The sequence below is a fragment of the Zobellia sp. OII3 genome, assembly GCF_002211465.1.
GTDB lineage: Bacteria > Bacteroidota > Bacteroidia > Flavobacteriales > Flavobacteriaceae > Zobellia > Zobellia galactanivorans.
Genome location: NZ_MWRZ01000013.1, coordinates 21,034 through 42,034 on the forward strand (window position 1 = coordinate 21,034; position 21,001 = coordinate 42,034).

Here is a 21,001-nt window from a genome sequence, read left to right on the forward strand (position 1 = left end):
CTATTTGAACTTGATGAGGAAATTCGATAGGTTCTGTGAACTATCTATCCCCAATTTCTTTCGTAAACGGTACCGATGTATTTCCACTCCCCGAATAGAGATAGCCATTAGCGGGGCAATTTCCTTACTGGTCAGGTTCATCTTCAAATAGGCACAAAGTTTTAAATCTTTAGGTGTAAGTTTTGGAAACTGTTGCAATAAATTGTCGAAAAAGTCATCGTGCAGTTCTTTAAAATTGACCTCGAAATTCTTCCAATCTTCATTCTCATTGATCGAGCCGTCCAACTTCTTGGTCAATGAGCGGTAACGTTGCTTGTTCGGAAAGGCATCCTTGTTCAGCACCATCAAATCTTTAAGCTCTAATATGAGCTCGTTCTTTTTGGCTACGCTCATGGTGGTTCGGGCCAGTTCGGTCTGCTTGCGTTTGATTTCCTTTTCCAACTTTTCTTTCTCCAACTGTGCCAAACGCTCGTCTTGTTCGCGCTGCAGACGTATTTTTAAAAGTTCGTGCTTTCTTTTTAACTTTTGTCGATTGTACCATCTCACCCCCAAAATCACGGCTATTACCAACACCAAGTACCCTAACATACTCCAGTTTGAAAGGTACCAGGGCGGAGCTATATTGAAGGTAATGGTCTTTGGGGCGCTCTTTCGGTTATCCATACTTACGGTATGAACGTTCAAATCATACCTGCCATGGGGTAAATTTTGAAAATTGAGGGTACCCTCGGTAGTGTATGCCCCTTGGTAAAATGGCCCTTTAAGTTCATAATAGTATCTCGGTTGGATCATACGCGGGGCCGCAAACTGAAACCGCAAATCACGGGACTCCGCATAGGCCACCTCAAACACCGTATCGTTGATGGAATAGCGCCTATCATGGGCTCCAAAAAATGAAAGTTCCGGAACGGGAATCGTCGCGTTATGCAACTGACGTTGTAGTTGGGTAAGGTTCATTTGGGCGAAGCCATCGCTCAAAGTCAAAAGATATGTAGAATCGTTTCGCCTAACGGCCCGTTCCATATCGGGCATCAAGCGCTGGTTCAACTGAACCTCGCTGATAGCAATGGCATTCTCTCGTAGATCCGTATATAACAGTTCTTTGGTCTCCCCGTCCTTTAAAAACCAGAAATGCTCTCCATCCGTATAGATCAAGGACTTACCCGTAAAGGGTTCGAACTCCTTTAAAACATCTATTTTACCTACCAAGGGATCGTACTTAAACCATTTTCCCTCGCTCTGTAAAACAATCTGGTTTTTGATGTGATACAGTTTTACGTTATAAATATTAGGAAGTACCGACGTATCAAAAACCGTCCTTTCCTCTACCTTCGATAGATCGGCGTTCAACCGAAAGCGGAATAGTCCCTTATAATGATGGGCGGCCCAAATGGTCTGCTTATCTTCAAAGCACAGTTGTTTCACCGGAAAATCGATACCTAAAATCGTACTAATATCCCATTGCCCGTTGGGCTGCTTTTTGAATTTGGCCACGCCTGTATAGGTGCCCTGCAAAAAAATATCGTTCGTTTCAGGTACTTTAACAAATTGATACCCCCCTGCCCGATCCGATATTTTGGTCAGCCTTTCGCCTTCCAATTTAAAGGTTCCGGTATTGTGGCCGGCCAAAACATCGCCCCCGATCGACTCAACGTCCCAAACATGGCCCTGTGAACCTTCAAAAAAATGCAATTCGTCTTCCTTAAAGTAATAGATACCCGTATTGCTTCCCAAATACATGGTGTTTTCTTGTATGGCCACATCGTGTACCGTGCCCAAGGCTCCCGTATGGTCGGTGTAAAAGGTAATGGGTGAATTCACTTGTACACGGTCGATACCATTTTCCAGACCTACCCAGAACTGATCGTTGAACCCGGCCAAAGAAAGCACCGTATTGTTCTGAAGTCCTGTTTTTCCATTGAGGTTGCGAAATATTCCTTCATTATAATCAAATAGGTAAAGTCCGTTCTTGATCGTTCCAAAAACAATTTCCCCCGTGTCCAAAGGCAGAATTTTATTCAACTGGTACTCCTTTAACCGGTCGTTCATATTTTTGTCGATCGGGGTAAACTCTCCGTTATTTAGAACCACACAACCATTCAATTGCGTTCCGATCAAAAGTCCCCCCTCAAAAGATACCATGTCAGTTATGGTCTGATCCTCAAATATTTCATTGTTAGCTACGGGCTCCAATTTTTGTCCCTTGAGCCAATAGAGCCCCATGTTTTTTGCCGCTACATAAACTTCGTTATCGTAAACTGCCAAACCCGTTATAACGAAATCGGGGTCTATGACGTTTATCTGCCCCTCTTCATATTTGTATAGGGTGGAAAATGAACGAAAAACAATAGCATCTTGAAAAGGTTGTATTTGCCAAAATTCCTCACTGGTAAAGGTGTGGTCCTTAATAAGGTGGGTCAACGAAGTATAATCAAGCCCTCCCTGATCCGTGGTCTGCCAATATCCGAATTCTTCGTAAGACCCGGTGTAGATCTTATCCTTAACCGAAGCTACCGAACGAAGAATGGTAGCATTGGGTAGTTTGTTCAACACCCATTCTTCGCCGTTAAAAGAAAGTAGCCCCTTGTCATTGGCCGCAAAGACCCTTCCGTTATCATCTACCGTAATCCCCCAATTTTGCGCCCCTGCATTGTACTCAAAGACTTTATAATTATAAATTGGGGGCAGCAAGGTTTGGGCGCCTAGGCTTAAGGACCAAAGAAATACAAGGGAACCTATGTAATACCCTATTCTCATCAACATCTCTACTTTACATATTAAATAAAGGGCTTCGCCCCCACTAGAATTACGAACAAAGATAGGTAGTTTATGGAAGCTTGGGTGCGCTGTTCTTCCATGAAAACCCTAGTCATATCGTAATCCTAAGAAAATGTATCTTAAATACCACAAGCCAAGTTGTAAAAAACTAGCTTTTACCAAGAATCGTTTTATACGCTTCCATCCTATGGATATAAAACGGCACAGCCCCCAAAAAAGGCTTACAAAAACCCGTAAAAAAATGTAATTTACACCTTTATTAAATTGATGCATATACCCTTATTTCTGGACGAAATACTTATAAGGAAGTACATTTGAACAAGTACTTTTCTTTCGTACAGTCACGGTATCAACAACTTATAGTTATAATTTATGGATTTAATGAAAGAACACGAGATGTTTATGCGACGTGCCATTGAAATGGCCGCAAAGGGAATGAACTCAAATGCAGGCGGTCCTTTTGGCGCCGTAGTCGTTAAAGACGGCGAAATAATTGCGGAAGGACATAACAAGGTTACCTCTACGAACGACCCTACCGCCCATGCCGAAATGGTAGTTATTAGGGAAGCCTGTCAAAAATTGGACAGTTTTCAATTGACCGACTGTATTATTTATACCTCTTGCGAACCCTGCCCCATGTGCCTTGGCGCTATTTACTGGGCCCGACCCAAAGCGGTTTTTTACGGTTGTGACAAAGCAGATGCCAAAGCCATAGATTTCGATGATCAATTTATTTATGACGAACTCGACAAAGATATGGAAGACCGGCAAATAGATTTTAAACAAATGCTTCGGGACGAAGCCGTAGAGGTCTTTGATAATTGGGCCTCAAAAAATGACAAGACGAAGTACTAGGGAAATATCCGAAGACAAATACGGAACAAACGTTTCGCCCTTTATTCATTATCCCAACCTAAACTACCATGACCGAAAAAGAAAAGATGATGAAGGGCGATGCATATGATTCGCGTGACCCGGAATTACTCAAAATGTATCACAGGGCCCGTAAACTACTACAGGCCTATAATAGCCTAGACTCCGAATTACCCGAGGAAAGGGAAAGGCTTTTGACCGAATTACTATTACACAAAGCCTCCGGTGTATGGATTGAAGCGCCGTTCTTCTGTGATTATGGGGCTAATATTTCTATTGGCGAAAACACCTTTGTGAACACCAATTGTATGTTTATCGATAATAATAAAATTACCATTGGCAAAAACGGATTGATAGCCCCTTTTGTTCAGATTTATACGGCTACGCACCCTTTAAGGGCATCTGATAGAATTATTGAAGATGGGAATTCTACCCGCTATTTAACCAACACAAAACCCGTTGCAATTGGAGATAATGCCTGGATCGGAGGAAACTCCATCATCTTTCCCGGTGTAACCATTGGCAACAACGTAACCATAGGTGCCGGTAGCGTTGTTACCAAGGATATACCGGATAATGTACTAGCTTATGGCAACCCTTGTAAAGTCATCAGAAGCCTGTAAGTAAAGGGAGAAACAAGAAATCCCCAGATTTTTTATCCCTATCGAGGCATCCCTTTATTTCAGATACTTTACCTGAAGGGGAAACTGTATTTTTTTCGAGAAGTCCTCCAAGTAATTTTCCCATTCTTTCGCATTGGCAAATTGCTTGCTTTCCTTCCATGTAAAACCGGCATAGTATACGACGCTGCCCTCTTGTACACTTAGGCCCGCGTAGACATTGTTTTCATCAGGGCGGCCGTTTTGGTATTCTTCCACCTCTACAATACGTTTGGGCTCGGCTACAATGGCGGTTCCCAATTCCGAATCTTCATGTGGCTGCCAATAACTTACATAGCCTTTATCTTGGGCTACGCTCACTTGTCCGTCATTTTCATGCATGGTCAAACCAACCGAAACCTTATCCGTTCCCCTAACCTTAATTTCAAATCGAGAAAGATTGGAGCCATTATCAAGTGAAATGTGTTTTTCTTCCTTTATTATATCTTCCCCGGCCTTCCAATCCTCATATTTTAGAACAAAGCTAGTGCGAATAGGTCCCTTGGTAAGCGTTTCATAACTGGTGAAATTCTTGGAAACGTGGTAGCTAGAATCCCTTTTTACGGCTATACCGCCTACGCCCCTACTAACACCTACATGAAAATTGTCTAGACCTTCCCCGGTATCCTCATGATAGCTGCCGTCGGTTTCGAGTTCCTTCTTGTACCATTTGTTTATGATAGGGTAATCTACCTTTTTCAACCAAGCGTCAATCCCGCTGGATAAGGTGCCTCCGGGGACCCCGTCTTCTTTTAATTTTTGCGCTGTTGGACCATAGGTTCTAAACGCAACCCGATTATTTTCCCATGCATAGTCGTCGGTACGTTCGGGAACGAACCTTGAATAACAAAGGGGATCGGCTTCCTCAATTGTTTTTTCTTCGGAAGCGATTATTTCAAATAGTTTGCTCTCTCCGGCATCGACCTCGGGCTGAAACAAGAGTTGGTCCAAACTTCCATCACCATCCAAATCTACCGCTTGTGAAGTAACTTTGTTTTGGGTGGCCAAATCAAAGATTTCATACGATTTTGCCGACGCCCGAATAGCGTTCTTAAAAGGTATTGCCGCTAAATCGATTTCCACCGTTTCAAGCGACCTCGCTTCGTTCAAGGGGTTGACGATTTCAATACGATAGCGGCCCTCTGTGGCGTCAGTGCATCCCAACTGTAACAATGCCCCGCATACGCCTAAGGTAAAAAAGAATTTTAGTCCCATAGCATTAGTTCTCGTTAGAAGGTTTTCCGATGGTAGCCAAAATTCCCCCATCGACATACAGTACATGTCCGTTGACAAAATCACTGGCCTTAGAGCTTAAAAAGATTGCGGCCCCTTGAAGCTCGTTGGGGTCGCCCCATTTGGCGGCCGGTGTTCTATTGATAATAAATTCGTTGAACGGATGCCCATCGACCCGAATAGGTTCGGTCTGGGAAGTCGCAAAATACCCTGGTCCTATTCCGTTCACCTGTATATTGTGTTTGGCCCATTCCGTAGCCATGTTCCGGGTCAACATTTTGAGTCCGCCCTTGGCTGCGGCGTAGGCTCCAACGGTATTTCTTCCCAATTCGCTCATCATGGAGCAAATGTTGATGATCTTTCCCTCTTTACGGGCGATCATGCCTTTTACCACGTGTTTTGAAACAATAAACGGACTCACCAAGTCAACATCGATAACTTGCTTAAAATCGGATACTTCCATATCCTCAAGGGGCGTTCTTTTGATGATTCCCGCGTTGTTCACCAGAATATCGATTTCACCGACTTCCTGTTCTATTTTTTGGATCGCTTCCATCACGGCCCGCTCATCCGTCACGTCAAACTTGTACCCGTGGGCGGTAATACCTTCTTTTTTATACGCCTTTAAGGCCGCGTCTATCTTTTCTTGGGATGAATTTCCGTTCACAATCAGTGTAGCGCCCGCATTGCCCAAACCTTTGGCCATAGCCATACCCAAACCGTGTGTACTGCCTGTAACCAAGGCTATTTTTCCTTTTAAATCAAATAAAGAAATGCTCATATCTATCGTAGTTCTGTAATTTTAGCCACATCCATATCGTTGTAATCGAGGTTCTCTCCGGCCATGCCCCAGATAAAAGTGTAGTTCGAGGTTCCTGATCCACAGTGGATAGACCATGGTGGGGAAATGACCGCTTGATGGTTCTGCATCCAGATATGACGGGTTTCCTGGGGCTGCCCCATAAAATGACAAACAGATTGGTCTTCAGGCACATCGGTATAAAAATAGACTTCCATACGACGGTCGTGAACGTGTGCCGGCATAGTATTCCAAACACTTCCAGTCTTTAGTTCGGTCATTCCCATCTGAAGCTGGCAGGTGGTAACGATACCCCCAATGATCATTTGGTTAACGGTTCGGTGATTCGCCGTTTCCAAGCTACCTAACTCTAATTTATTGGCCTCCGCCCTACTTACTTTTTTAGTGGGATAGGCCCTATGCGCAGGAGCGGAATTAAAATAGAACAAGGCCGGGGCATTGGCATCATTACTCTTAAATATTACCTTTTTGGCCCCTTGACCTATATAAAGGGCATCCTTATGATCGAGTTCGTAGGTAGTACCATCAACTTCGACGCTGCCCGAGGCCCCAACGTTGATTATACCTATTTCCCTTCGTTCTAGAAAATAGTCCGATTTCAACGGATCTATTGCCTCAAGTGCCAAAGGCGCTTCCGGAACGACTCCCCCGGTAATGTATCTATCGTAATGGGAGTAGGTCATGTTTATTTTTCCCGGCTCCAGTAAATTTTCAATCAAAAACTCTTCACGCAATTGAGTTGTATCATATTTTTTTACCGCTTCCGGACTTGAAGCATAGCGCGTTTCATAATTCACATTCATATCTAATTAAGGGTTTGTTTTTTTAGAATTTCAGCACATAAAAGTAGCCTTAACCGCACTAAACATAAGGGGGATATCATTTTAAAACAGGGGGTGTATAAGTTTTTATCGCCTATAAGCCTCCCTAACACAATATAGACTGGTGAGGTAACAAAAGATTCGCTAACTTTTGGCCTAAGAAACCAAATCAATCCATGAAGTTTCATTTCGCCATTCTTATATTATTGACCCTTTTCGGACAAGTTCAGGCCCAAATACCTGATGTCCCCGCAAAGGAACTGGAGTTTAAAAATTATTCTACCGAAGACGGACTCTCACAGCGTTCCGTGGTTTCAATAATTCAAGATACCAGAGGTTTTCTTTGGTTCGGCACGCGCTACGGACTCAACAGGTTCGACGGCAAAAAATTCAAAAACTACTACTACGATGCCACGAACAAAAACAGCCTTAGCAACAGCTGGGTAAAAGTACTCTACCTCGGCCCTAAGGGCACGGTGTGGGCGGGGACCAAAAACGGACTCAACAAGTACAATCCCGATACGGATGATTTTACCCGTGTACGTATGCCCAATAACGGGGACAGGCCTTTTGAAGGGGAAATTTTCGACATTGGCGCTGCCGACGATGAACATATTTGGGTGTCCGCCGAAAAAGGTCTGATGCGCATTAATACCATATCTGGGGAAGTGCACGATTTCAATCAATTGCACAGCGATTTAGAACTAGACTCCCATACGGTACTTTCCGTTCTAAACCCTAAAAAGACCCATCTTTGGTTTGGCAATCCTAAAAAAGTTTTCTTTTATGACGATACAAAAAAGCAGCTAGAAACCTATGACTACCCCTCAAACCAATCACCTGAAAAAACTAAAAATTACCACACCGTTCTATTCAAGGACCAAGGAGGCACCGTTTGGCTGGGCTATAACGGAGGGCTGGCATATTTTAATGAGATAACACAAACTTTTTCGGATCTTTTAGACCCCCAAGGAGCCTTAAGAATAGACAGTCCCGTTCGCACCATCCATGAAGAAAACGGAGGGGACTTATGGGTCGGAACGTACAACGGACTCTATATCTACAACCGTAAAACCAAGGATTGGACCCTCTATAAAAACAACCCGGACAATCCCAAGAGCCTCAGCCAGAATTCCATTTACGACATTACGGCCGACTCTAGGGGCGACCTATGGATCGGTACTTGGGCGGGCGGAATCAGCTACCTGAATCGAAAATCAAGCATTTTCAAAAACTACCAAATCGGCTCAAACGGATTGAATTACCCCGTGGTCAGCGCGATCATAGAAGATAACCATAACAACCTATGGATCGGTACCGAGGGCGGCGGACTCAATTACTTCGACACCTCACAGAAGAAGTTCACCTATTTCACCCATGTCAATTCCGAAAAGAATTCTATTGCCAGCAACAATGTCAAGGCTATGGCCAAAGACCGGTTCGGCAATCTTTGGGTAGGCACGCACGACCAGGGGCTTTCTTACGCCTCCGTTCAAGACGATAAACTTTCCTTTAAAGATTGGAACTCGATAGCCACCCCCTCATCAAGGCCGAACAAAAACCGTATCACCTGTCTGTTCGAAGATGGCCACGGCAACGTCTGGATGGGTACCGACAATCGCGGATTGAATTTTTACGACATTAAATCAGGAAACAGCTTCAGGGTGGGAGACCCTAAAAACATATTGGGCACCTTTGTCTCCGTCATTACCCAGCCCCAGCCCGATGGCAATATACTTGTTGGAGGAGAAAACGGCCTAGGTTCCGTTTCGGTCGATTCAAGGGAAATCACCCGGATAGCCTTTAAAAAAGAAAGCGATGACCCTTACGACATCAAAAAGGTTATCAGTATTTATGCCCCTACCCCCACCCTCCTGTGGATCGGGACCGAAGGTGATGGCCTATACCAATACGACCTAAAAACCCATAAATCTACCCGCTATGGCGTCAACAGCGGCCTTCCCGATGAAGTCATTTACGGAATCTTGCCCGACGACCTGGGCCATATATGGCTTAGTACAAACAAGGGACTCAGCAGATTGAACATCAACTCTGGGGAAATAAAGAACTATTCACGGGCCGATGGCCTGGTCAACAATGAATTCAACTACGGCGCACATTTACGGACGCAAAATGGGAAATTGGCTTTTGGCGGGGTTAATGGTTTTACCATTTTCGACCCTAAAGAGATAGAACGCGATTCTTTTATCGCCCCAGTGGTCATTGAAAAACTGAAAATCGCCGATGCCTCCGAAATAACCATAGCCCCCTCCACTTCACATTTTGAACTGAAGCACGACGAAAACGACATTACCTTCGATTATGTGGCCCTCGATTTTTCAAGGCCCCAAAATAATAAGTACGCTTATAAACTCGATGGTTTCGACACCAAGTGGAATTTCAGCGGCAACCTAACAAGAGCTACCTATACCAATCTAGACCCAGGCAACTATACCTTTCTCGTAAAGGCCTCCAACAGTGACGGCATCTTCAATGAGGAGGTGGCTTCCCTTGAAATAAGCATAACCCCACCTTTCTGGAAGACTTGGTGGGCCTATCTACTCTACTTTTTGGCCCTAGGGGGGATTTTCTTGCTGGTAAGAAGGTATACCCTTATCCGCATCAAAGAACGGCACGATCTTAGAAGGGAACGACAGGAAAAGACCCAAATGCAGGAACTGAACCGCTTAAAACTACAGTTGTTCACCAATATATCGCATGATTTCAGAACACCGCTAACCTTAATTACGGCCCCGCTACAGCGACTTATCGAAGAGAAAAAGGATGATCCGCAGCTACACAGACAATTAAGCGGTATGCAACGGAATGCCCGTATTTTACTTCAACTTATAAATCAATTATTAGACTTCAGAAAGGCCGAAAACGGAAAGCTGAAACTAGCGTTTTCAAAGAATGACATTATACCCTTCGTAGAAGACACCAAGGCTTCGTTCAACGAACTTGCCCAAGACAAAGGCATCAATTTTGTGCTCATAGCCCCAAAACCACCATTGGAAGTCTGGTTTGACCGTATCGAAATGAAAAAGGTAATCCTGAACATTTTGAGCAATGCCTTTAAATTTACCCCTCCCAACGGAAAAATAAGTATACAGATCGAAGCCAAGGACGATTCGGTCGACATTCTAATAAAAGATACCGGAAGCGGCATCAACCAAAAAGACATCGAATTTGTTTTTGACCGCTATTTTCAATTGGGCCAGAAAAACGATTTGCGTTCAGGAACAGGTGTGGGGCTAGCCTTGGCCAAAGATATAGTAGATCTGCACCACGGTAAAATCTCCGTAGAAAGCGAACTCGGTAAAGGCTCATGTTTTTCGATCAGCCTTCCTTTGGGCAAGGCCCATTTAAAGCCCGAAGACCTCACTTATGATGAACGTTCCGAAGAAAACGACCTTTTAGATTATTACGACCCCTCGATTTTAAAATCGACCTGGGTCAAAGATGAAATCGAGACCGCCCCGAACCTAGACGACAGCAAACAGACCATATTGGTGGTCGAAGACAATAAAGAGGTCAGAACCTTTGTAAAGGGAATCTTCAATGATGAATTTAACGTGATAGAGGCCAATAACGGTCGAATGGGAATAGAACTGGCCAAGACCAAGAACATAGACATGATCATTAGCGATGTCATGATGCCCGAAATGGGCGGTATTGAAATGTGCGAATCCTTGAAGTCCGACGTACTTACCAGTCATATTCCCGTAATCCTTCTGACGGCAAGGACCTCTTCCAAAATTCAGAAAATAGGATTCGAAACGGGAGCCGATGCCTATGTCACCAAACCTTTTGAAGCCCACCTCTTAAAATTACAGGTACAAAACCTGCTAGCTACCCGAAAAAAATTGGCCAAGAAATTCAGAAAAGACCTGGTTCTTGAACCCAGTGAACTGAAGTTAGTATCTACCGACGAGGTCTTTCTGAAAAATGCGGTCGACATTGTAGAGAAAAACCTCTCGAACGCCGAACTCAATGCCAGTTTCCTAAGTGAACATATCAACATGAGCCAATCGGTACTATACCGAAAACTCAAGGCCCTAACCGGCAATACCATATCGGAATTCATTCGTGGCATTCGCCTCAAGAAAGCGGGCCAACTCTTACGGGAAACCGAATTGAACATCAACGATGTGGCCTATGAAGTAGGCTTTAACGACATCAAATATTTCAGGGCCTGTTTTAAGAAGGCCTACGGAAAAACGCCTTCCGCTTATAAAAAACAACAGCCTTTTGACCCTGAGCGTGTCTAAAAATCTTAAAGTCCCCCTTTAAAAACGCATTTCCACCCCCTTTAAAAGTAGTATCGGCGGTAGTTTAGCACCAAACCGAAGACAGGAAACAAAATACGCTCATACATTTAATCGCGACCTGACTTCATAATCTATACCAATGAAACTAACAAAAATCGTTTTACATGCTGCATTGGCCTTTTTAATGTGCGGCTGTACCTTTAAAAAAGAAGGGACTAAACCCGATCACAAGGAAACAACCACTGTTAATGTCGATGAAATTCTCATCAAGGCGACCAAACAATTAGACCTACAATCTAAAGTTGCGGAGCAAGCAAACCGCATCCCCAGAACAGTGACGCCAGAGGGGGAAATGCATTGGACCGGACAACAATTTGACTGGACGGAGGGCTTCTTTCCCGGGAGCCTATGGTATCTTTTCAAAGCAAGCCAAGATGATATTTGGAAAACAAGGGCCGAAAAATTCCAAGCCCTTTATGAAGATCATAAATACAAGACCACCAATCACGACCTAGGCTTTGTCTTTAACACCTCGTACGGTAACGGATACCTTCTTACCGAAAATGAAGCCTTTAAAGAAGTAATGATCGTAGCGGCCGATTCGCTTTCCTCCCGGTTCAACCCCAACGTGGGGTGTATTAAGAGTTGGGACGTTGATCGAGGATGGCAAGCCTCACGAGGTTGGTTGTTTCCCGTGATCATAGACAATATGATGAACCTTGAACTACTCTTTAAGGTTTCGGAATACACAGGCGACCCCAAGTACAAAGAGATAGCCATTACACATGCCGAAACTACCTTAAAAAATCATTTTAGGGACGATAACAGTTCGTATCACGTAGTCGATTACGACCCCGAAACCGGAGCGGTACGATCGAAACAAACGGCACAGGGCATTTCCCACGAAAGCTCTTGGGCCCGAGGTCAGGCATGGGGACTTTACGGCTATACCATTTGTTACCGTTATACCAAAAATCCCGAATACTTGAATATGGCAAAGAAAATCGCTGCTTATATCATCGGTCAGAAGGCGCAAAAAAACGGTATTCCCTATTGGGACTATCACGCCGAAAATATTCCTGACGAACCCTATGATGTATCGGCCGCGGCCATTACCGCTTCGGCGCTGCTAGAATTGAACCAATATACCAATGATACCTATAAAAATGAGGTAGAAACCATTTTGACCGCTTTGGCTTCGGATGAGTTCACCGCCCCAATCGGTACCAACCATAATTTTATCCTTAAACACAGTGTGGGCAGTATTCCTCATAAAGCTGAAATCGATGTTCCCTTGAACTATGCCGATTATTACTATCTTGAAGCATTACTAAGGTATAAAGAACAGTATCATGAAAATTAAGCTAGTTGGCTTGTTCTCCTGTATTATAGGCATGGGCTGCGCCGCACAGGAAACTGCGGTATGGACCAATTATAAGAATGCCGCGAAGTCCCATACCGAACCCATATTGCCCAATTTTTCCTATGCCGGCTACAAGTTCAGTGAAATCGGTATTCCCGAAGAAAAGCACCGGGTTTTTAACGTACAGGATTTCGGGGCACGGGCCGATGACGGTATTTCCGATAAACAGGCAGTCGTTGAAGCCATAAAGGCTGCCGAGGCAAACGGAAGCGGAATAGTCTATTTTCCTGCGGGAAGGTATCATTTCAACACCCCTGCCGACAATTTAGACCCCATACAGATCAGGTCTTCCAACATCGTTTTTCGGGGGCCGAAAAAGACTTCCGAAAAGGCCGTCCTGTTCTTTGAACGCGATATACCCCCCACTGTTCCAGAAAAAATATGGACCTCGCCCTATGCCATACAGACCAAGGCTTCCGAAAAAAGTCGGTTCATAACCGATATCAAAGGAAATGCTACAAGGGAAACCCATACCATAGAGGTTGCCGACGCTTCCCAAATTAAAAAGGGCGATTGGGTCATTGTGCAGCTTAAGGATAATGACCCCGAATTTGTTGCCCAAGATATCCACCCCCTTCCACTAAATCCCAAATGGAGGACGATCATTGAAGAGGGCGTACAGGTCAACGAACGCCATAAAGTGGCATCGGTATCGGGAAATACCGTTACTTTTGTCGACCCTATCCACTACAGCATTTCCGAGCGACAAAACTGGAAACTGTATACCTTTCCCCACCTTTCCCATGTGGGCTTTGAAAACCTAAGTTTTGAAGGCAATTGGAAAAAAGAGTTCGTACACCATAGATCGGCACAAGACGATGGCGGATGGAGTATTTTAAACTTATCGGGGCTCGTTGATTCTTGGGTAAAAGACTGTAGGTTCACCAATATCAACAGAGCCATATATTTTTCACATTCGGCGGCCACTACCGCCATTAATGTGGTCATCGACGGAAAAATAGGACATAGTGCCATTACCGTAGGCGGTGGCTCCACGGGGGTTCTATTGGCCCATATCGTTGACGAGGCCGGTATGCAGCACGCTTCGGGCGTTGGTGGGGGCAGTACCACGGGTACGGTAATCTGGCGCTCGAAACACCCCGCGCACACCAGTTTTGAATCGCATGCCTCACAACCCCGCTCTACCCTTTTCGACAATGTTGAAGGTGGCTTTTTCAAGGGAAGGGCTGGCGGCGCCATACAAAACTTACCGAACCACGGACGCCATCTCGTATTGTGGAATTATAAGGAAACCGATGAAGCCGAAACGAATTTTCCCTTCGTCGCTACCGAAACCTATTACTGGCGTATGGTTCCCCCCATTATCGTAGGGTTTCATGGGGCGGGCACCACTTTTAAAGAAGACGAAGTACAATTGATAGAAAGCCTAGGCAGCCCCGTACAGCCCGAATCCTTGTTCGAAGCACAACTGCAATTGCGCTTGGGCAAATTGCCCCAATGGATATTAGACTTGAAAAATAGCTTAGCAAAAAAATAAAAACGACTTGCCATAATGCGAATAGTTACGATAATGACAGCCTTGCTTCTTGCTGTGGGATGCGCCGAAAAGAAAGAAGCTATAACTACCGCTTCCAAGGATGCAAAGCAGCCCAATGTTTTGATCATTTACCCTGACCAATTAAGACGCTACAGTGCCGGTTTTTGGTCTAAGGAGGAATACAGAAAATACGTCATAGGAAAACCTGACCCCGTAATTACCCCTAATATTGACCAATTGGCCGAAAATGGGGTGGTCTTCACCCAAGCGGTCAGCAATTTCCCCTTATGCAGTCCCGCAAGAGGTATGATCTTATCGGGGAGGTACCCCGAACAAAACGGGATATGGAACAATTGTAGAAAAGACCGAAGCGAAAGCTTAAGAGACGACATCCCTACGATAACCGACCTGTTCTACGAGGCGGGTTACAACACCTCCTACTTTGGTAAATGCCACTGGCTCAAGAACGAGGCCCTGTTCGACGAAAACGGGACATACGTAGGCTCTACCGAGGAACCGGGAGGGCATTACATCAATCGATACGACACTTATGTGCCTCCAGGGAAATCTCGCCATAGTATCGAGTATTTTTACCAATCTATTCGAGATACGCATTACGATCCGTTGGTCTACAGTAACGACCCGAATACCGTAGCGGGTAAAAAAGATGGCGAATTGCATCAACCCAAGACATTTACACCCAAGAACGAAGCCGAAAAAATCAAGGCTTACCTTGAAAACAAGCATAAGGTCCGCGATTCCGACAAGCCGTTTTTTATGATGTGGTCGATCAACCCACCACATAACCCCTGGGACGATGAAAACACCGATATGGAAACCTTGGCGAAATATTACAATACAGATAAGTTTCCGCAAGACAGTTTATTGGCGGTACGTGAAAATGCCGATTTAAAGGTAGCCAGCTATGTACGTCATTATTTCGCCAACCTCACTAGCGTAGACCATTATATTGGCGAAGTAATGGAAACCCTGAGGGAAATGGGGGAACTCGACAACACCATCATAATCTTCAGTTCAGACCATGGTGAAATGCTGGGCAGTCATGGTAAGGAAGGTAAAAATGTATTCGAAACCGAAGCCTTGGCCATACCTTTTATCGTGCATTGGCCTAAAGGAATAAAGGCCGGAGGCATCAACGATGTGCTTTTCAGCGTTCCGGATGTGCTGCCTACCGTTATGGGATTGGCAGGTATGGGGCAAAAGATTCCCGAAGCGGTTCAAGGATATGATTTCTCCCCTCTTATAATCCCTTCTAGCGATACAAGCATTGAAAAACCGAAGGGAGTTTTACTTATGCTCGCCAAATCGAGGGGCATACTTACCGACCGCTATACCCTTTGCGTAGAACAAAAGGCCGACCGTAGGAACAGAACACCCGATGATAAGGATATTTATCTCTACGACAACCTAAAAGACCCTTACCAGCTGAAAAGGCTGGGTCTTGACGAAAGGCCCCAAGAAGCTGCTGCGCTTTTACAGCTTTTAGGTTCGGAATTAAAGCGGACCAACGACCCTTGGTACCAACAAAAAAAGTTCAAAGATGTTATACGGTACGAATAAGGTACCCTTACATCTTTGAACTTAACAACACTATTACGTAAACTATAAAAATTACCTTAAAAAGTCTTTCATAGGCCTTGTTTCATCGAAGACCTTGATTTTTATATTCCTATAAAATATTTCAGCAGTTTCTGCCTGCAGACCTATTTCCCCTTCGGAATGACTGAGGTTGGTCAGCACATTTACCACTTTTCCGTTGAGTTTGTAAATGGCATACGCCTTGCCCATCACGATTACCTCGCATTGGTTCCATTGTCCATCAAGCGCATGGTACTCCGCATCTTTATGGGCCTTGTGCTCCCCTCCGCGATGTTCTTGGGCCATGCCCCCATCCTCTTTTGATAGATAGGTCCTTAATTTAGGGTTCGCCTCGGAATTGTCACCATACCAATCAAAGCTTGCCCCCGAATTCCACACACAGCCCGTGTGGTTCTCGTTTCGGGTATCATCGTAACGCACTTGATACTCCAATCCCTTAGGCCAAATATTCACGTCGAAAACATGAAAGTACATACCGGCATCATACTGAAACTTATCATAATTATTAAAAACTTTATCACCCCACTTATATTCAAACTTAAAGCTGTAGCGACTGTACTTCTCTTTGGTAAAAAACATACAATGGGTGCCATTTTTTCCCGTAACCCTTCGGTCTCCATCGGGAAAATTTTTATACACATGCATTTCCCCATTATCGCCCGCAGAAAATACCTTTTCGGCCAAACCGGGCGTTTTGTCTCGGCACATAATGTTCCAGTTCCCCATATCCTTCCCATTGTAAAGGGAAACGTAACCGTCCTCACCCTTAGCGGAATCGGACGGCGAAACGTTCTTGGCCTTACATGAGAAAAGGAAAACGCTTATACCCGCTACGGCAATAAATCTCAAGTGTTTCATCTAGCGTTTATTTAAGCCTTCGTACCAAAATAGTCCAATCTAGCTGCTTTTTATCGGGAGACTTCCCTAGGTCGACCATACCTCCCCCTCTTACTTTCCTAACCTTCGATTTTTTGAGATCCCCTCCTTTTTTAGGATTGAACCAAAGTACCTCAAACTCTCCGGAAGCATGGGACAAATCTAGTTGGGCCGTAGGCTGTGAATTCAAGTATACCACATAGACCTCATTTTCCTTGGCCAAACAGTACACCGTGTTTTCATTCTTGCTATTGCCTACCAGATCATTTCTGTTTTCTGTTTCCCAGAAAGGAATATCGTTGTTTTTAAAGAAATTCATGGCATGTACCGCTTGATCCCAGAAGAGGTCCCTAGAACGATAATCTTCACAGGTAAGGTCTGAATGGGGATGCGCATATCCAAAATACCATTCATTGCCCCATCCGCCGGCCATAAAAGTGCCCCAAAGTGCATTTCTACGGGCATTATCATGATCCGGATCTTCTCCATCGGTAATCAATGAATGTTGTGCATCACCAGGTTCATCGACCGCTACGGCCCACTGGAAACCTGCTTTTTTAGAGGCGTCTAGCCAATGCAATACCGCCTTGTGAACCCTACTGAAATCTTCTTTGTTGGTCTGTACCGAAGGTCCCGTAAGACCACTGTCCGGTCCTAACAAATCATCAAACTCAATTCCGTTGTGGATGACCAAATGATGGTGATAGGGGTCGTTCTTTTTAAAATACGCGGTCATGGCCAAACGTTGTTCGGTTTCCTGCGGTGGTGTTGTAGGGTTGCTTACCCACTCCCCATTTTCCTCACAAAGATTCCAGTTCAATGCCAGGTGATGTCCGAAGCGCGCCATAAGCTCGCGGTAGTACAATTTCGTGTTCGCTCCTACCCCTCCATTATCCAATAGACCTTGGTTTTCCACTTCAAACATCTTAAAGTGTAAAAACAATCCCAGTTTTTGGGCGTGCTCAAAAATAATTTCCCACTGGTCCATTTTCGAAATATCGATTCGATCATAGGTATCGTAATCGACATACGGAAAAACATTTTGATCGTCTCCAGCGATATTATTGGTCAAGAACGAAACGGAATTCAAGCCTTTAGACGCCAGGTAATTCAAGGCACCGATAATGGCTTTCCCCTTTCCGTTTTTCCATGTGGGGTCGTTCTGCTTATAATCTTGCAAGTGGGCCGACCAAGTTTTTACCATATTATCTTTATGTCCGTCGTTCTTAAAAGTTCCGTCAAGGTCGGCATACGATAGAAAATTCTCGGGAGCATCGGGGCCCTGTTTCAAGAAATACTCGCCAGTTTCTGCAAATTTCAAATAACGCTCGCCTACGTACTGCAACCTTCCTTTTGCCCTAAAATCGTTGCCGGTCTTATCGGTTTCATCTATTTTGAAGCTACCCGTTGCGCCATCCATATAAGAGCCGCTTAACCCTGTATTGGGCTTGGTGCTCACAGCGGCATAATTTCCCTTTCTAAAATCTACTTTATAGGTCCATTCACCTGTTTCATCGGGAGCAAAATGTACACGCCATTTGTTGCCTTCCTTGGCGGAAGACTGTCCAGCATCCCCATCGGCGGCATAATAGCCCGGTACCAAATATGATTTACCGCTCTGCTTATGGGTAAAGGTTACGTTAAACCTATAGTTCATAAACGGATTGTAATCTGCATCCTCCGAAGTATTTGGGCCGTCGAAGGTCAAGGTTACCTTGTGCCACTTCTTAAGCTCGCCCGTAATTTGCATCTGGGTTCGGGCTGCCATTTCTTGCTGTAATTCTTGTATCAATTTTTTACCCGTACCGGCCTTCACCAATACCAATCCGCTCCATCGGGCACGGCTAAACTCCTTACCGTCCCTGCTCTTGGGAACGGCCTTCACCCCAATAACATCATCGGTATTTAGCTTGATATTCGAGTATACCTTAACATATTCAAGTCCTTCCTCAAACATATTGCTGCTTAGGGGCGTTCTAAAATCTTGAAAATTTTGGTCGTTCTTTTTCAAGGTATAAACCGAGCGGCCATCGTTTTCACCTACGGTAAACAATACGACGTCATAGTCTCCTTGGGCTCCATCAAAAGCAAGGGAAGCTTCGGCCTCCTTAAATTTTTCAGGGTCTATGGCCAACCACTCCTTATCCTTATAAAAAGAGTTTTTTGTACTCTTGAACCATTGTGCCGGATATATTTTGGCACTTGGCCTCACATCCTTTACGGTAGCCAATAAACCTTTATAATCCGAAGAGCTGGCCTCTTCTTTCTGGGGATGGAAAGTCCTATCGGTGGTTAAAATAAATTGGTCCATTTCAAAACCGTCTTCACGCATACTGAACTGAATGTCGTGTTCACCGGCCTTATCTATATCGAGATAAATAAACCCTGGGATACCACAGTGCCTTTCCTCGGTGCGCTGGTTATTGCCCCAAGTCCAAGTATCTTTACCCTCGCACCATTGCATACGCTGCCCCGATTCAGGCCAGGTTCCATCAACACCCACGTGAACACCGTTATCTTCACTACCCGTGCTATAGGCCCGTACCCAAACGTAATATCTCCCCGGTGTAGAAAAATTGACCCTATAATGTAAAATACCGATTTTACCAGGCTCATTGGAGAAGTTGACCCCAACGATCAGTTTTTCGTCATGGTTGGTTCGCGTATCGGGTAAGATCTCTATATACTTACCGCCATTCGCCCCTTGGGTGTGTAAATCGCCGTCGTTGGCTTTTAAATCGGTGCTAAAGCCCTTATCGACCACAAACCATTTTCGTTGATCGGTATTGGTCTGCTTATAGAAATCTTCGGCTTCTACAACCACATGGCCTTTTTCCTCGGTATGCACCTTGACCTCTTGTTGATGGGGCTTAAATGCGGAAAAAAGGAAGCATAAGGCCGTCAGGGACCAAAAAAGCGTGAATTGTTTTTTCATGTGTCGTGGTTTCATAGGTTCATTATTTTTGTGTTCATGTTTAATATCAACGCCGTAAAGGCTGGGTTCAGTTTTTTTTATTCTTATTTGTAGAATTCCGTATCACGATGAAGGAATTGAGCACCTTCTTTTCATAATTCAGCTTAAACTCGGTAGAGGGTTGCAGCAGTAGCTTCGCCGATTCTTGCCCCATAGCGAAAGCCGGTTGGTCGATACTGGTTAGGGAGGGTTCCAACAGCTCACCCACCGGTTCGTTGTTAAAACCTATAATGGAGAGTTGCTCTGGAATGGAAATCCCCCTTTCCTTTGCGGCCAGCATAACACTGATGGCCATTTGGTCACTGAAGGCCAAGATACCGTCGGGATATTCCGACTGATAAAGCAGGTCCCTAGCGGCGCTCATCGCACTTTCGCGATCGAAGGTGCTGAACCTTAGCAAGCTTGCGTCTTGCCTTAGTCCGGCTTCCTTTAAAGCTTCCTTATAGCCTTGCGCCCTGTCTCGATTGATCTGAAGGATTTCAGGTCCGCCCAAATAGGCTATTCGTTCACATCCTATGGAAATCAAATGTTGTACCGCATTATAGGCGGCCAACCGGTTGTCTATCGTTACCTTATGGGTCAAGACCTCATTGCATTCCCTATTAAAGAAAACCAAAGGGACTCCATTTCGCTTCAACTTCTCAAAATGTCCAAAAGTTTTGGTCTCACTGGCCAAGGACACAATTACGCCCTTGACCCCGATATTGATCAGCTCGTTTACCAAATCTTTTTCGCGTTCACTCGATTCATTGCTTTGGCAAACGACAATGCGCATACCGAACTGCTCGGCTATTTGTTCAATACCACTGATAGCCGTTGCATATAGGTGATAACCGATCTTAGGAACGATAACCCCGATCAATTTAGAGGCACTTCCTTTTTTTAGCCCTAAGGTATCAATGGAGACATAGCCTAGTTCCTCGGCCGCACGTCGAACCTTTTCTTTGGTAAAACCGCTGATACGAGGGTTATCTTTTAACGCACGCGAAACGGACGATACCGATAAGTTTAACTTCTCGGCTATATCTTGTAAAGTGGCATTTCGTTTGTTCGGACGCTGTTTCAAAAGATGTTCTTTAGCAAAATCAATTGAGCAAAATATTGCGCAATAATTTGTATTATTATCAAAATTGATAACCAAATTTACATATATTT

13 protein-coding genes are annotated in these 21,001 nt (G+C 44.6%); 6 read left to right on the forward strand and 7 right to left on the reverse strand.

Annotated elements, in window-relative coordinates:
• On the reverse strand, positions 1–2,763 hold the full coding sequence (locus B4Q04_RS20430) for a LuxR C-terminal-related transcriptional regulator (RefSeq protein ID WP_236631066.1): 2,763 nt from the start codon (positions 2,761–2,763) through the stop codon (positions 1–3).
• A 396-nt stretch (positions 2,764–3,159) separates the two neighbouring features.
• Here B4Q04_RS20430 and B4Q04_RS20435 point away from each other — a divergent pair, with 396 nt between their 5' ends.
• Positions 3,160–3,633 carry a nucleoside deaminase gene (locus B4Q04_RS20435; protein WP_088697953.1) on the forward strand — a complete coding sequence of 158 codons (474 nt, stop codon included), beginning with the start codon at positions 3,160–3,162 and terminating at the stop codon, positions 3,631–3,633.
• Between the two features lie 68 nt (positions 3,634–3,701).
• Positions 3,702–4,274 carry a sugar O-acetyltransferase gene (locus B4Q04_RS20440; protein WP_088697925.1) on the forward strand — a complete coding sequence of 191 codons (573 nt, stop codon included), beginning with the start codon at positions 3,702–3,704 and terminating at the stop codon, positions 4,272–4,274.
• A 54-nt stretch (positions 4,275–4,328) separates the two neighbouring features.
• Here B4Q04_RS20440 and B4Q04_RS20445 read toward each other — a convergent pair whose 3' ends face one another.
• The 3 genes from B4Q04_RS20445 to kduI are packed head-to-tail and all read right to left on the reverse strand — an operon-like array spanning position 4,329 to position 7,166.
• Complete coding sequence (locus tag B4Q04_RS20445) at positions 4,329–5,525, reverse strand: DUF4861 domain-containing protein (RefSeq protein ID WP_088697954.1); 1,197 nt, start codon at positions 5,523–5,525, stop codon at positions 4,329–4,331.
• 4 nt (positions 5,526–5,529) lie between these two features.
• Complete coding sequence (locus tag B4Q04_RS20450) at positions 5,530–6,324, reverse strand: gluconate 5-dehydrogenase (RefSeq protein WP_013995136.1); 795 nt, start codon at positions 6,322–6,324, stop codon at positions 5,530–5,532.
• A gap of 2 nt (positions 6,325–6,326) precedes the next feature.
• Positions 6,327–7,166, reverse strand: coding sequence for a 5-dehydro-4-deoxy-D-glucuronate isomerase (gene kduI / locus B4Q04_RS20455; RefSeq protein ID WP_088697926.1), 840 nt, complete (start codon positions 7,164–7,166; stop codon positions 6,327–6,329).
• Positions 7,167–7,360: 194 nt separating this feature from the next.
• Between kduI and B4Q04_RS20460 the strand changes: the two genes are divergently transcribed.
• The 4 genes from B4Q04_RS20460 to B4Q04_RS20475 all read left to right on the forward strand — a co-directional run bounded on the left by B4Q04_RS20460 (position 7,361) and on the right by B4Q04_RS20475 (position 15,957).
• Positions 7,361–11,455 carry a two-component regulator propeller domain-containing protein gene (locus B4Q04_RS20460; RefSeq protein WP_088697927.1) on the forward strand — a complete coding sequence of 1,365 codons (4,095 nt, stop codon included), beginning with the start codon at positions 7,361–7,363 and terminating at the stop codon, positions 11,453–11,455.
• Between the two features lie 139 nt (positions 11,456–11,594).
• A complete protein-coding gene (locus B4Q04_RS20465; RefSeq protein ID WP_088697928.1) occupies positions 11,595–12,818 on the forward strand; it encodes a glycoside hydrolase family 88 protein in 1,224 nt (407 codons plus the stop codon).
• Entirely contained in the window at positions 12,808–14,376 is a 1,569-nt protein-coding gene (locus B4Q04_RS20470; RefSeq protein WP_088697929.1) for a DUF4955 domain-containing protein, read from the forward strand. Before B4Q04_RS20465 ends, B4Q04_RS20470 begins: the two co-directional genes overlap by 11 nt.
• Before the next feature lie 15 nt (positions 14,377–14,391).
• Complete coding sequence (locus B4Q04_RS20475; RefSeq protein WP_088697930.1) at positions 14,392–15,957, forward strand: sulfatase; 1,566 nt, start codon at positions 14,392–14,394, stop codon at positions 15,955–15,957.
• A 51-nt stretch (positions 15,958–16,008) separates the two neighbouring features.
• Here B4Q04_RS20475 and B4Q04_RS20480 read toward each other — a convergent pair whose 3' ends face one another.
• From B4Q04_RS20480 to B4Q04_RS20495, 3 genes are all read right to left on the reverse strand, one after another.
• Positions 16,009–16,854: a DUF1080 domain-containing protein gene (locus B4Q04_RS20480; RefSeq protein WP_088697931.1), complete on the reverse strand. Its 846-nt coding sequence runs from the start codon at positions 16,852–16,854 to the stop codon at positions 16,009–16,011.
• Between the two features lie 7 nt (positions 16,855–16,861).
• Complete coding sequence (locus B4Q04_RS22870) at positions 16,862–19,807, reverse strand: DUF5060 domain-containing protein (RefSeq protein WP_201723429.1); 2,946 nt, start codon at positions 19,805–19,807, stop codon at positions 16,862–16,864.
• Between the two features lie 67 nt (positions 19,808–19,874).
• Positions 19,875–20,912, reverse strand: coding sequence for a LacI family DNA-binding transcriptional regulator (locus B4Q04_RS20495; RefSeq protein ID WP_046288060.1), 1,038 nt, complete (start codon positions 20,910–20,912; stop codon positions 19,875–19,877).
• Between the last annotated feature and the right edge of the window lie 89 nt (positions 20,913–21,001).